Source organism: Flavobacterium melibiosi (assembly GCF_048158545.1).
In the GTDB taxonomy this organism is placed as follows: Bacteria; Bacteroidota; Bacteroidia; order Flavobacteriales; family Flavobacteriaceae; genus Flavobacterium; species Flavobacterium melibiosi.
Genome location: NZ_JBLNKU010000001.1, coordinates 21,946 through 36,121, shown reverse-complemented (window position 1 = coordinate 36,121; position 14,176 = coordinate 21,946). Strand labels below are relative to the sequence as shown.

Genomic DNA, 14,176 nt, shown 5'->3' with positions numbered 1-14,176 from the left:
GTCGATGGTTTTTTTGTTTGGTTTTCAGTCACAGTTTACAACATTACAATAACTGAAAACTGGGTAGAGATTTATCCTTCTCCCAAGCTTCGGGAGAAAAGACAAAATGGTGTCGAAATGATAAACTGTAAACTGATGCCGAAAACTGGGACGGATCACTAAAAAACTATTTCCCTAAAAGAAGCACATCATTAACCACGACTTCCGTAATATAGCGTTTCTCTCCGTTTTTATCATCGTAACTTCTGTGGGTTAGTTTCCCTTCAATGGCAATTTCTTTTCCTTTAGTAACATATTTCTCAATGATTTCGGCAGTTTTTCCCCAAGCAACCAATTTATGCCATTGGGTTTCTTCTACTTTTTCTCCTTTGTCGTTTTTGTAGCTTTCATTTGTCGCTAAAGTGAAATTAGCTAATTTTTTTCCTCCGTCAAATGTTTTGATTTCCGGATCATTTCCTACGTGTCCAATTAACTGTACTTTGTTTCTTAATGCATTCATGGCGTGTAAAATTTAAATGTTAGTGTATATAGTTATTTGTTGAATCATTGTTTCAAATCAACATTGCAAAGATGCGGCGCGTTCCAAAATTTATTCGGTTACTAACTGTTTACTTTCGGTTGTAACTATTTGTAAACGTTTGTAAATGGGAAAATTTAGTTATATTTGGTCAAAATCAACTCCTTATGCTAGCCAAAATAAAAAAAGTAGAATTACGAAATCTGAAGATTGAAGATTATAAGGAATTGAAAAAATCAATGGTAAAGTCCTATCCAGAGCTTGTAGACTCGTATTGGAAAGAAAAAGATATTGAAAGATTACTGGACTTATTTTCTGAAGGGCAATTCGTAATTATTGCAGATAAAAAAGTGGTGGGCGCTGCATTATCGTTAATTGTGCCCGAAATTTTGGTTGATAAAAATCCGGATTACGCAAAAATAACCGGGAATTTCACTTTCTCGACACACAATCCAAAAGGGGAAATTTTATATGGAATAGATGTGTTTATCCATCCTGACTATAGGGGCTTACGGCTTGGCAGACGATTGTATGATGCTCGAAAAGAATTGTGTGAAAAATTGAACCTGAAAGCTATCGTTTTTGCAGGAAGAATCCCAAATTACAATAAATACGCCAAAGAACTGACCCCAAAAAAATATATTGACAAAGTAAAACTAAAAGAATTACATGATCCTGTCCTTTCCTTTCAGTTGAGTAATGATTTTCACGTGATGAGAATTATGAAAAACTATCTGGCAGGAGACATTGATTCCAAAGAATTTGCTGTATTGTTAGAATGGAATAATATTTATTATGATGAAAGTCCACAATTAATAAATACTCAAAAAAGCATCATACGACTTGGGTTAATTCAGTGGCAAATGCGTCCACTGATAAACTTAGAAGCCTTATTTGAGCAGGCTGAATTTTTTATTGACGCCGTATCCGGTTATAAAAGTGATTTTGCCCTATTTCCGGAGTTGTTTATTGCCCCTCTTATGGCAGATTACAATCATTTATCTGAACCTGATGCCATCAGAGAGCTTGCAAAATATGCAGATCCTATTCGCAAAAAATTTCAGGAACTTGCCATATCTTATAACATTAATATCATTTCAGGAAGCATGCCTTATTTAGAAAATGGCACTTTGTACAATGTTGGGTTTCTTTGTAAAAGAGACGGAACCTCTGAAATGTATTACAAGATTCACATCACTCCGAATGAAGTGCTGCATTGGGGAATGAAAGGCGGCTCACAAATTAAAACTTTTGATACCGATTGCGGAAAAATAGGCATCATGATTTGTTATGATGTTGAATTTCCGGAAATGGCGAGATTGATGGCCGATGAAGAAATGAATATTTTATTTGTACCATTTTTAACCGATACTCAAAGTGGTTACACTAGAGTAAAGCACTGTGCACAAGCCAGAGCCATCGAAAACGAATGTTATGTAGCCATTGCAGGATGTGTTGGAAATCTTCCAAAAGTAAACAACATGGACATTCAATATGCACAAACCGCTGTTTTTACACCTTCGGACTTTGCATTTCCCAGCACCGGAATAAAAGCGGAAACGACTCCTAATACTGAAATGACTTTGATTGTAGATGTCGATTTGAATTTACTTAAAGAACTTCACGAACATGGAAGCGCCAGAATCCTAAAAGACCGTAGAACTGATTTATACGAAATTAGAAAAATCAATCCATGAATAAAACCTGCTTAGAATGTGGAGAAAAGATTGTAGGCCGCGAAGACAAAAAGTTTTGCAGCGACGGTTGCCGCAATGCCTACAACAACAAAATAAATAAAGACAGCACTAATTTCATGCGCAACATCAACAATAAGTTGCGCAAGAATTACCGCATTCTATCCGAACTCAATACTGAAGGGAAATCAAAATCCACTCGAGCAAAACTTCTGAGTAAAGGTTTTGATTTTGAATTTTTTACTAATATTCTACAAACCAAAACAGGAAATACCTACTATTTTCTGTACGACCAAGGTTACCTACCCTTGGAGAATGATTTTTATATGTTAGTCAAAAAAGATATTTAATACCACAACCCCAAACCTATCTAACCAACAATGAAAAAAGATTACTCCTCCATTTTTGCTAGTTTATTTATCTTAGTAATTCTAGGATTGATTTACTTTACCATGATGCCACATTGGACTTCGGATGATGAAGGCCCACTTTCTGAATTTTCGACCAAAAGAGCTTTGAAGCAAGTGGAAGCCATTTCAAAACAACCTCATTATGTAGGTTCTAATAATCATGAAATAGTTGCTAATTATCTCGTAAAAGAGCTGAACAAGTTAGGACTGGAAACTTCCGTTCAGGAAGGGTATACCTTGAGCGATTGGGGAAATCTGGTACAGTCAAAAAATATATTGGCTCGAATAAAAGGAACTTCTAACTCTAAAGCATTGCTATTACTTACACATTATGACAGTGCCCCGCATTCCTATTCTCTTGGGGCAAGTGACGCCGGTTCCGGTGTTGCAACAATCTTAGAAAGTGTTCGTGCCTTTTTGTACAACAAAACCCCTCATAAAAATGACATTATCATTCTGTTTTCGGATGCAGAAGAATTAGGATTAAATGGCGCTGCACTTTTTGTAACCCAACATCAATGGGCAAAGGAAGTGGGCTTGGTTCTTAATTTTGAAGCACGAGGTTCTTCAGGCCCCAGTTATATGTTGATGGAAACCAACAAGGGAAATGCAGGATTGGTGAAAGAATTTGCTGCTGCAAATGCGACTTTTCCAGTATCAAATTCCTTGATGTACAGCATTTATAAAATGTTACCCAATGACACTGATTTAACGGTTTTCAGGGAACAAGGCAATATTCAAGGGTATAATTTTGCCTTTATTGATGAACATTTTAACTATCATACCGCTCAGGATAACATTAACCATTTGAAAAAAAACACTTTAGCACATCAAGGCGCATACTTAATGCCTTTGTTAAATTATTTTTCGAATGCTGATTTAAGTACCACACAAGCTACAGATGACGATGTTTATTTTAGCATTCCATATACTTTTATAAGTTATCCTTTCAGTTGGGTTTTACCAATGGTAGTGCTTGCACTCGCGCTGTTTATTTTCCTGTTATTTTTAGGAAGAGCTAAACGCATTTTATCATTCAGGGAAATTCTTCGAGGATTTATTCCGTTTTTAAGTTCCCTAATCGTTACTGGATTAATTACTTTTTTTGGATGGAAAGTACTATTGAAAGTCTATCCGCAATACAATGATTTACTCAACGGATTTACGTATAACGGACACGCTTATATCGCTGCATTTGTACTTTTGGCTCTAGCGATAAGTTTAGTTTTTTACAACCGATTTTCTGCTAAAAAAGTAACGATGAATCATTATGTCGCACCATTATTTTTATGGATTATCATCAATGGAGGTCTTACTTTTGCTTTACAAGGCGCCGGATTCTTGATTATTCCGGTTTACTTTGGGCTATTTATATTTAGTGTTTTTATTGCTACTCAAAGATCCAATAAAACACTAAATCTTGTTTGCAGCATTCCTGCTTTGATTATCATAGCGCCATTTATACAAATGTTCCCTATTGGTTTGGGATTAAAAGTGTTGTTTGGGAGTGCGATTCTTACCGTATTGACTTTCGGTTTATTGTTGCCTGTTTTTGGGGCTTTCGCCAAAAAGGGAATCTGGTCCTTAGTGTTTTTTCTACTCTCCATTGGCTTTTTTGCGAAAGCACATTTCGAGTCGGGATACGAATTTGGAAAAGCCAAATCAAACAGTTTGTTGTATGTCTATAATGCTGACACAAACAGGGCAAATTGGCTAACGTATGACACCAATCTTGATTCCTGGACCAAAAGTTATTTAGGTGAAAACCCGAAAGAAGCAACAGCAATGGGAGATACGCCATTGTTCAGCAAATACAATTCCAAGTTTACTTATCAAGCTGATGCTCCCATAAAAGTCCTCGAAAAACCAAGTATAGAATTTCTTGAAGACCGAATCATTGGCAATCAAAGGTATTTGAAAATAAAAATATCACCAAACCGAAAAGTAAATCGCTATGATATTTTTGCAAATGAAAAAATGGCTATTCATAATTTTAGAGCAAATGGCGTGACCACATTAGGTCAGAAAAATTCACTTTATCAACGAAAAGGAAAGAAAATATTGAGTTATTATGTGGTTGGAAACGCACCTTTGGAAATGCACTTCAGTGTGAATGCCTCAACGGTTTTAGATATGGAACTGATGGAAAGCTCTTTTGATTTACTGACGAACCCTTTATTTGAAATAACAAAAAGAGAAGACTGGATGATGCCAACTCCTTTTGTACTGAATGATGCAGTAGTCATTAAACAAAAAATAAAGCCAAGTCCGGTATCTGTTGCAAATACTTTGGATACTGCTATTGTAAATCCTATTGTAAAAGATAGTTTAGCCATTGCAAAAGACAGTTTGATGTAGTGCAACACTAAACAACCAAATTTTTCATTTCGTCTCGTTTCTTTGGAATGAGACAAAAAAACATTTAATTCTTTCAAAGAACAAACAATGAATCGATTTTTGACATTACTTATTGCATCGCTATTTCCCGTTCTTCTTTTTGGGCAAAATAATTTTGATTCGCTGTTGGATGAATTGGATCAAACAGTAGCTGATTACCAATTGTATTCGAATAAAAAAGAGAATGAAATAAACAAACTCAAAGGACTACTGCAATACACTTCGGCTGATCTTCAAAAACATGCCATTTACGGGAAATTGTATTCGGAATATAAATTGTATCAGTCGGACTCCGCATTGATTTATGCCCGAAAGAGTTTTCAAATAGCCGAAAAATTAAAGGATGACAGAAAGTTAAATGATGCCCGATTAAATCTGGCTTCCATCATGGGAACATTAGGAATGTATAAGGAAGCAACCGACATCCTTAATACCATCAACATCAATACAACTCCCGACCTAAAAGGATATTATTTTACCGTGAACAGCGTAGTTTATGGATATATGTCTGATTATGCGGCTTCACTTCAGGAAAAAGAAAAGTATGTTTTACTGACAAAAAAATACCGTGATTCCTCCTTAAATTTCTATCCAACGCAATCAAGTGCTTATATTATGGCGAAGTCCAGTACGCTTCTTGATGCTGGAAAACACAATGAAACACTTGCTTTATTGCTGAACTATTTCCCAAATATTGCTCACAAAAGTCACGATCGAGCGGTTATTGCCTATATTATTTCGCAGGCGTATCGTGAAAAAAAAGATGCTAATCAGGAGAAAAAATGGTTGACAATTTCTGCCATATCCGATTTGCAGTTGGCCAAGAAAGAATATATTTCGTTGCGCTCGTTGGCTTTTCTAATGTATGAGAACGGAGATATAGACCGCGCTTATAAATACATAAAACGCTCGCTTGAAGATGCCCTTTTTTGTAATGCACGCTTACGGACCTATGAAATATCTAAGATGTTGCCCATTATCAACGAGGCGTATCAAAAACAAAATGAAACCAACCGGCTCCAATTAATTCTGTTTTTGATAAGTGCGAGTATCTTATCGGTGTTCTTGTTGGCGGTGCTTTTTTTACTTTTTAAGCAAATGAAAAAATTGTCCAAAGCGAAGCAGGATTTAGGTTTAGCTAACAGCAAACTTTCGGAACTGAATAAAGAATTACACACCTTCAATGAGAAGTTAAACGAGACCAATTATACGCTGACCGAAGCCAACCTTTTGAAGGAAATATACATCGGCCGTTACATGGACCAGTGTTCAGATTACATCGGAAAGTTAGACGAATACCGCCGAAAATTGAATGTCATGGCAACAACCGGAAAAATGAACGACCTGATCAGTGCCGTAAAATCGAAACAGTTTGTCGAAAAGGAGCTCAAGGAGTTTTATACCAATTTCGACAAAACGTTCTTGCAACTTTTTCCTAATTTCATACCAGAATTCAGCGCTTTATTGATTGATGACGAAGTAACACAATTGAAGGAAGGCGAACTCCTGAATACGGAATTAAGAATCTTTGCACTCATCCGTTTGGGCATTAAGGACAGCGCAAAAATTTCGACATTTCTTCGGTATTCCGTATCCACTATTTACAATTACCGTTCGCAACTCAAAAACAAAGCAGCAGGTCCACGGGAAGATTTTGAAGCTAAAGTAATGCGAATCGGAACCAATTTAAAATAGAAAAATTCTATTTTTTAAGGAGGTCTTTGGGATTAAAACAATCTTGAAGACTTCTTTTTTATTATAAATCTACCACTTTTTTCAGGCACAAAATTTACATAATAAACAGTTATTCAATATCTTGCATGTTAAAAACAAAAATTTAATCTACTTTTTTAGAATGATAAAAATATGTAGCGTGTAAAGCGTTTACTTTTACTTTCTCGAAATCTGGAAAACGTTGCGTTTTTCTATAAATCGATTTCGTGAAATTCATCAACTATTAGCAAACCTGAAAAAATTAATTTATTAAATTCTATTTAAAAAATGAAGCAATTTCTTTTCACAGCCCTAGTGTGGCTCGCTTTTTTTAGCCCTGCAAAATCGCAGCAGTTAAAATCACCCAATGGAAAATTTGTAATGGAGTTCTCCTTGCAAAATGACGGAACTCCAAGTTACAGTTTAAACTACAAAAGTAAAGCGGTTGTAAAACCAAGTAAATTGGGTCTTGAGTTAAAAAATGACAAAAAATCGTTATTAAATGATTTCACTGTTGTTGAAACTAAAACTACAACTTTTGATGAAAGCTGGAAACCAGTTTGGGGAGAAGTAGCCTCAATTCGCAATCATTATAACGAATTGGCAGTAACATTAAATCAAAAAGAAACCGACAGACAAATTGTTATTCGTTTTCGTTTGTTTGACGATGGTTTAGGATTCCGTTATGAGTTTCCTTCGCAAAAAAATCTTACTTATTTTGTAATCAAGGAAGAAAGAACCCAGTTTGCCATGGCAGGCGATCATACCGCATTTTGGATTCCGGGTGATTATGATACTCAAGAATATGATTATACTACCTCAAAATTGTCTGAAATTAGAGGACTTACTGAAAAAGCAACTACTGCAAATGTTTCTCAAAAGTCATTTTCTACAACAGGAGTTCAGACTTCGCTAATGCTAAAAACAGGTGACGGATTGTATATCAATTTGCACGAAGCGGCATTAATCAATTATTCTTGCATGCACTTGAATCTGGATGATAAAAATATGGTCTTTGAATCTTGGTTGACACCAGATGCCAAAGGTGACAAAGGATATATGCAGGCCCCAAACCATTCGCCATGGCGTACCATAATTGTTAGTGATGACGCGAGAGAAATTTTGGCTTCAAAAATGACGTTGAATTTGAATGACCCTTGTAAAATTGAAGACACTTCGTGGATAAAACCCGTTAAATATGTGGGTGTTTGGTGGGAAATGATCACCGGAAAAAGTTCTTGGGCGTATACGGATGAATTCCCTACGATACAACTTGGCGTGACTGATTTTTCAAAATCTAAACCCAATGGGAAACATGGTGCTAATAACACTAATGTGAAGAAATATATTGATTTTGCAGCCAAAAACGGTTTTGATGCCGTTTTGGTCGAAGGCTGGAATGAAGGTTGGGAAGACTGGTTTGGTCACTCCAAAGATTATGTTTTTGATTTTTTAACTCCATATCCAGATTTTGATGTCAAAGGATTGCATGAATATGCTAAATCAAAAGGCGTAAAAATGATTATGCATCATGAAACTTCGGGTTCTGTGCGTAATTACGAGCGTCACATGGATAAAGCATATCAATTTATGAATGACAATGGATATGATGCCGTAAAAAGTGGTTATGTAGGTGATATTTTGCCAAGAGGCGAAAACCATTACAGCCAATGGATTGTCAATCATTATCAGTATGCTGTCGAAAAAGCAGCCGAATATAAAATTATGTTGAATGCACACGAGGCTATTCGTCCAACGGGTATTTGTAGAACGTATCCAAATTTAATTGGTAACGAAGCGGCAAGAGGAACCGAATATCAAGCTTTTGGAGGTTCTAAACCAAATCACGTAACGGTATTGCCTTTTACACGTTTAGTAGGTGGACCGATGGATTATACTCCGGGAATTTTTGAAATGGATATAAGCAAAATTAATCCTGGTAACAATTCCCATGTTAACAGTACGATTGCCAATCAATTGGCTTTGTATGTAACGATGTACAGCCCGTTGCAGATGGCAGCTGATTTAATTGAAAATTACGATCGCTTTCCAGATGCTTTCCAGTTTATCAAAGATGTAGCGGTAGATTGGACTGACAGCAAATACCTTGAAGCAGAACCAGGTCAATATGTTACCGTTGCGCGTAAAGCAAAAGTGACTAATAATTGGTTTATCGGTAATGTAAATGGCGATACTTCTCGTACCTCAACAATCAAATTTGATTTCTTGGAAAAAGGAAAAAAATATATGGCCACGATTTATGCTGATGCAAAAGATGCACATTATAAAACCAATCCGCAAGCCTATACGATTCGTAAAATGACAGTGACCAACAAATCAAAACTGGCACAGCTTAGTGCTCCGGGTGGAGGTTATGCCATAAGCATCGTTGAAATCAAAAAATAATTAACTACAAAAGGCTGTCCGAAATAGACAGCCTTTTTATTTTAGTATTATTGTGAAAGAAAACAAGTTTCTAATTCACGGAAATAAGTTTAACCTCAAAAATAAGTACAGAACCTCCGGGAATACTACTGTAATCATTATTTCCATAACCAAGATGAGCAGGAACTAAAAGAATTCCGCTTCCGCCTTCTTTAAAATAAGGGATACCTTCCGTCCAGCCTTTTATTACTTGATTCAATCCAAATGAAATTCCTTCTGCTTTACTTTCATCAAATACAGATCCATTGGTGAAATAACCTTTGTAAGCGACTGTCACATTCGAGGTTGCGGTAGGTTGTTCTCCATCACCTGCTTCATTAATCACATAATACAATCCTGAATCGCTTCTTTGGGCTGTTAAATTATTTTTTGCAATATATGCAATAATATCTTGTTCATTTTGGGCAACATAGTCCACTTCTTTGTCTTTTGAACAAGACATACAAAGAATTAAAGCTAGTGCAAAAAGGATTTTTTTCATAGTAAAATTTATTTAAAGAAGGCAAATATAATAAAAATGCGACTGTGGCTACAGCGAAAAATCATATCCGCTCTTTTCTTTTAAACAAAAATCATTTATCACCAAAAACCTGAACATCATCTACTTGAAAAGCACCATCCAAAGCAAGATTTTTCCCTGAACCGGTATATTTAAAAGCAATGTTGATTTTACCTTTGTACGAGGACAAATCTACTGCGCCACTTCCTATAAATTGATACCAAGGCGTGGCTTGTTTTGGTAATTTCGCCAAAACCTGAATCCAAGTCGCGGTAGTAACATTCAACCCGTCAAAATTACTGGAAACATAAACTTCCAGAGAATTTAACTGGGAATCAACGTCTAAATGGTGTTGAGCAGCTCTGAAAGTCAAGATTTCAGTAGTGTGGACATCCATATCAATTTTTGGCGAAATCAACCAAGCCACATTCGAAACGACTTTGGTTCCTATGATATTAAATTCGGCATAACCGTTTCCGGAATAGACTGTGCCTTTCCAGAAAAGCGTTCCTTTTTGGACAATATTCGCCCAGCCGGGAAGATTTAATTTAACATTGTTTTCAACCGTTTCAAAATCTTCTGAGAAAAAAGGAACTGCTCTGGTTCCGGTCATCACAACATCTTTTTCAGAGCGCGGTAATAGTTGGTAATCGGTTCCGTATTTCGTCAAAATCCCTCTTACTTTACCGCTTCCATTAGGAACCAAATTACTTGAAAAATCAGCGAAACTACTGGTTCTAAAATAGACTTGATTTCCCAATTTATCCATCAAACCCCAATTCGTCGCACCACCCACATTATTAGTTTCTTCAAAATAATGACGTCCTATTGCAGCGGCTGTAAACTGAACATCAGACAACTCAACCAACGTATTCAAATTAGAATCGTTCAGCAATTCTGACATTGACAGAGACCGAACCAAAACATCCTCGCCAACATTCGTACACGAAGCGTTCAACACTTTTTTATACTCATTTTGCGAAAGTCGCCCCACTCCACCTTCATTATAAGAATTCACAAAAATGTTACCTATACGCATGCCACCAAATAAAACATCCGTGTATTGGTCTTTCAACTTTATATATACTTTATTACCCAGTCTGTAATCAATGTACGAATTTGTCGCATCCACGGGAACACTAAATCCTATTGCTGGTGCTGTGGCTGTTGCCAAAGTCTGAAAAGAAATCGACTTGAAAAAATTTCCCGATTCATCACTGGAAACTACATAAGCTTCTATGATGTCGTCATAAGAATATTGTGTCACGATTGCATTGGCATTTTCCCTAACTTCTGCAACGGTTCGGCTTACCGTTAAATCAGGTTGCGTACAAGTTAATTTAGGAATAGCAACGTCATCATTTACGCAGCTTGTAAAAAAGAAAGCGATTGTAATAGAAAAAAACAGGGAATTGAAAATTGGTTTCATAGATGACTATTTATTGTTAAAAATGATTTCTCCAAAATCTGCTACTTACATGACCTTATATTTCTTATATGGTTCAAACATTTCAGTAGCTTTTTGAGATCCTATAAATTTTGGAATATATTAATTGTTTTACGTTCATTGCGTGATACGTTTTTATTTATAAATTGATGGCAATATTTACGAAATAAGTTCTTCCATAACCGTAAAAATATTTGTTGCCAAAAGATGGTGTGCCGCTGGAAACATCCTGATTACGTTGCCTGAAATTAGCATTTCTGGCTTGCTCATAACCACCCGTTTTGTAAGTCACATCGAGCACATTATTGATGCTGGCAAAAAGCCCAACATTCTTCCCGTAGATTCTCCAAGATTTTCCGCCCGTAAGATTTAACAAGGTCGTGGGATCAAATTTTTTCTGTTGCAATAGTTCCCTGGCTCTTTCCTCCGTTGCTTCCGGAAAGGAAAATCCGCTGGCAGGATTAATAAAAAACTGATCCGTTCTGGCTATGGGAGAGACATCAATATAACTGTTTGCCAAATAATTAATATTAACACCAATCCACCAAAACTTAGGATCTCGATATTCAATCCCCAACGAATAGGCTTGTTGTGGCGAGCCCGGTTGTTTGTAGTTTTTCAATGCTGCAGTTCCAAAATCAAAAACGGGATTTGTGTTTTCTACCGAAGCTTCGGCATCATTGGTCACCATTACATTTGGATTACTATCAAATGTATATTCCCCAAAAGCTGCCGAAAAAGTGGTTTTCAAGGTTGAATTCATCTGATATTCCAGACTTAATTCAGCACCTAAATTTTTCTTGTTCAAATGCGTTAGCGTCTGACTCACAAATGCGCTGGTGTTGTTATACCCCGCACCATCGTCAAAAATTCCTTCAGCGTAAAAGAATGACGTTTGTGTCGCATTTTTTATCAATGTATAAAAAGCGGTAAGTCTCGCTTTGAATTTTGGAGAACGATAACTATAACTCGCATCCAAACTACTGATATTTTCACTTTCCAGTTCATCAACAATCCTATTATTCAGTCGAAAATTGGGAAATGTATTCCTGATTGTTGGCGCTTTTGTCAAATGTGCTCCGTTAAAAATCAACAATTGTCTTCCAGATATTTTGTAGGTCAATCCTCCTTTGAAACCAAAATTTTCAAATGTTGCTTTCTCACTTTTTCCATAGGAATTGGTTTCGTAAATCCCGTTTTTATACAAGCCTTCCCTTTGATAATTGACACTTGAAAAACTTTGAGCCAGATAAAAATCTACTTTATTGTACGAAAATTTGAATTGTGTAAAGGCATCCAGCGTGTTGGCAACATAATTATAATTGTATCCGTATGCATCGCCAACGACTACTTGCCTATTGGGATTATTCAAGTCAGATTGGGATTGGTTTCCATTATAAAACCCATCAATGTCTTCAAAATAAGCACCGCCTAACAAGTCTAAAAGCTTTTGATAATTATGTGATTTTAGGTTTTTGAAAGAACCACCAGCATTCAAAATAACACTTTCGGTGAGTTGTGTATTGAATGTAGAAGTCGCCACGATTGTTTTATCATCGGTTCGGTCTTCATACAAAACATACTTGCTTTTGGCCGGTTCATAACCTGAAATCGTTCCATTTGCATCTACAATCGGGTTTTGATTGGCTTGGTACATCGCTTTCCAATCGATTTGCTGATTGGCTAAAAACTGTTCTTTGCTTTTCTCCGCATTCTCTAAATCCGGTGTGAATTCCCCTGAAAATTCCCCGTTATCTGAATCGAAATGCGAACTGTAATAACTTGGCAGTTTTCTATAATAGGTAGGATCTGGACTATTCGCATTTTGATAATCGATGTTGCTGTTACCAATTTTTCCAAATTGATACATCAAGCTGGTAGTTAGATTTGTCTTGTCATTGAGTTTAAAATAATGATTCAGCATCAAAATAGGTTCTTCGATGGTTTTCATTCTTGAATTTCTCTTATTTCCATCTTGAAAACCCCAATAAGAATTGTAATTTCCGTTGGTCAATTGGGTAACTTCGGTGGTATTTGGAGAATTCTTCCCTCTTGAATTTGGTGTGTAAAAAGCTGTGAAATTGAGCGAATGATTCTCGTTTAGTTTTTTTTCGACACTTATAAATGCTGAATTGGCATCATAATTTGTTCCTTCAAAATACCCTTCTTGTGTCCAGCGTTTTCCTGCCGAAACTACAAATGCCCAACCTTTATTATTCATTCCTGAAGCATAGATTCCCATCATGCGCCAACTGTAATTGGTATTAGTTCCAGAAAATGAAATTCTGGAACCTACTCTGTAGATAGATGCTCTTGTATTGATTTCCTGAGTACCTAATATTCCGCCAAAAGTATAATCCGAAGGAGCGGTTCCTATGGAAAATTCCTGATTTCGGAGTGCATCGTTCAGTCCGCCCCAATCACCCCATTGTGGTCTGCCATCGTACAATTTATTCATGGAAACGCCATTAATCATCATCGTGGAATGTTCGCTATCCAATCCCCGAATCCTAAAACGGGCTTGTCCCCAATTGAACGCCGCCGCTTGCTGAAAAGCATCTTTGGAGGATTGTAAAAGTCCGGACGTGCTTTCGGAGCCGCTGTTGTCATCACTCAAATCACTTTCGGAAAGTGCTATTAAACTGGTTTGCTGTTCTGAAGTTTGATCTTCTTCTAATAGTATTGTATCTAAATCAAGGATTTGTCCCGCTATGATTTCAACTGGAAATAAGGCGTCTTTGTAACCCTGACTGTGAAACAAAATATATTGATCGCCTGATAAAGCGTTTTCAAATCTAAACTTTCCGTCAGCTGTTGTCAACTGCATTAAATTTGTATTTTGAATCGTAACTACGACAGATGCTACCGGTTGTTGTGTTTTGGAATCGATAACTTTTCCGGAAATACCTGTTTCTTGCTGTGCAAAAGCAAAAGGTATTGAAACAAAAAAGAAGACAATTAGGGTAATTTTTTTCATAAGCGTATTGAGGTATTTTTGAGCGAATTAGGATATGCCAATGAATAAAAATTCTTTATTCTATTTCGACTTAATCA

The 14,176-nt window shown here is 36.4% G+C and carries 9 protein-coding genes; 5 read left to right on the top strand and 4 right to left on the bottom strand.

Features of this window, described 5'->3' with window-relative positions:
* Positions 1-166: 166 nt before the first annotated feature.
* Positions 167-499, bottom strand: coding sequence for a single-stranded DNA-binding protein (locus ACM55F_RS00175; protein WP_039108265.1), 333 nt, complete (start codon positions 497-499; stop codon positions 167-169).
* A gap of 185 nt (positions 500-684) precedes the next feature.
* Here ACM55F_RS00175 and ACM55F_RS00170 point away from each other — a divergent pair, with 185 nt between their 5' ends.
* The 5 genes from ACM55F_RS00170 to ACM55F_RS00150 all read left to right on the top strand — a co-directional run bounded on the left by ACM55F_RS00170 (position 685) and on the right by ACM55F_RS00150 (position 9,137).
* A complete protein-coding gene (locus ACM55F_RS00170) occupies positions 685-2,214 on the top strand; it encodes a GNAT family N-acetyltransferase (protein ID WP_416851662.1) in 1,530 nt (509 codons plus the stop codon).
* Positions 2,211-2,561 (top strand): hypothetical protein, encoded by a 351-nt coding sequence (locus ACM55F_RS00165; protein WP_416851661.1) that lies wholly within the window; start codon positions 2,211-2,213, stop codon positions 2,559-2,561. Before ACM55F_RS00170 ends, ACM55F_RS00165 begins: the two co-directional genes overlap by 4 nt.
* A gap of 30 nt (positions 2,562-2,591) precedes the next feature.
* The gene (locus ACM55F_RS00160; protein WP_416851660.1) at positions 2,592-4,979 is read left to right on the top strand and encodes a M28 family peptidase; all 2,388 of its coding nucleotides are present in this window, start codon (positions 2,592-2,594) and stop codon (positions 4,977-4,979) included.
* 87 nt (positions 4,980-5,066) lie between these two features.
* Positions 5,067-6,713: a DUF6377 domain-containing protein gene (locus ACM55F_RS00155; RefSeq protein WP_416851659.1), complete on the top strand. Its 1,647-nt coding sequence runs from the start codon at positions 5,067-5,069 to the stop codon at positions 6,711-6,713.
* A gap of 306 nt (positions 6,714-7,019) precedes the next feature.
* Complete coding sequence (locus tag ACM55F_RS00150; RefSeq protein WP_416851658.1) at positions 7,020-9,137, top strand: glycoside hydrolase family 97 protein; 2,118 nt, start codon at positions 7,020-7,022, stop codon at positions 9,135-9,137.
* A gap of 70 nt (positions 9,138-9,207) precedes the next feature.
* Here the strand turns inward: ACM55F_RS00150 and ACM55F_RS00145 are convergent, their stop codons facing one another.
* From ACM55F_RS00145 to ACM55F_RS00135, 3 genes are all read right to left on the bottom strand, one after another.
* On the bottom strand, positions 9,208-9,657 hold the full coding sequence (locus ACM55F_RS00145; RefSeq protein WP_416851657.1) for an FKBP-type peptidyl-prolyl cis-trans isomerase: 450 nt from the start codon (positions 9,655-9,657) through the stop codon (positions 9,208-9,210).
* A 91-nt stretch (positions 9,658-9,748) separates the two neighbouring features.
* On the bottom strand, positions 9,749-11,104 hold the full coding sequence (locus ACM55F_RS00140; RefSeq protein WP_416851656.1) for a DUF5689 domain-containing protein: 1,356 nt from the start codon (positions 11,102-11,104) through the stop codon (positions 9,749-9,751).
* A 157-nt stretch (positions 11,105-11,261) separates the two neighbouring features.
* Positions 11,262-14,099 (bottom strand): carboxypeptidase-like regulatory domain-containing protein, encoded by a 2,838-nt coding sequence (locus ACM55F_RS00135; protein WP_416851655.1) that lies wholly within the window; start codon positions 14,097-14,099, stop codon positions 11,262-11,264.
* Positions 14,100-14,176: the final 77 nt, after the last annotated feature.

Coding starts and splice junctions, on each gene's coding strand:
- ACM55F_RS00135 (WP_416851655.1), bottom strand. CDS start 14,099: ATGAAAAAAATTACCCTAATTGTCTTCTTTTTTGTTTCAATACCTTTT.
- ACM55F_RS00160 (WP_416851660.1), top strand. CDS start 2,592: ATGAAAAAAGATTACTCCTCCATTTTTGCTAGTTTATTTATCTTAGTA.
- ACM55F_RS00170 (WP_416851662.1), top strand. CDS start 685: ATGCTAGCCAAAATAAAAAAAGTAGAATTACGAAATCTGAAGATTGAA.
- ACM55F_RS00145 (WP_416851657.1), bottom strand. CDS start 9,657: ATGAAAAAAATCCTTTTTGCACTAGCTTTAATTCTTTGTATGTCTTGT.
- ACM55F_RS00165 (WP_416851661.1), top strand. CDS start 2,211: ATGAATAAAACCTGCTTAGAATGTGGAGAAAAGATTGTAGGCCGCGAA.
- ACM55F_RS00175 (WP_039108265.1), bottom strand. CDS start 499: ATGAATGCATTAAGAAACAAAGTACAGTTAATTGGACACGTAGGAAAT.
- ACM55F_RS00140 (WP_416851656.1), bottom strand. CDS start 11,104: ATGAAACCAATTTTCAATTCCCTGTTTTTTTCTATTACAATCGCTTTC.
- ACM55F_RS00155 (WP_416851659.1), top strand. CDS start 5,067: ATGAATCGATTTTTGACATTACTTATTGCATCGCTATTTCCCGTTCTT.
- ACM55F_RS00150 (WP_416851658.1), top strand. CDS start 7,020: ATGAAGCAATTTCTTTTCACAGCCCTAGTGTGGCTCGCTTTTTTTAGC.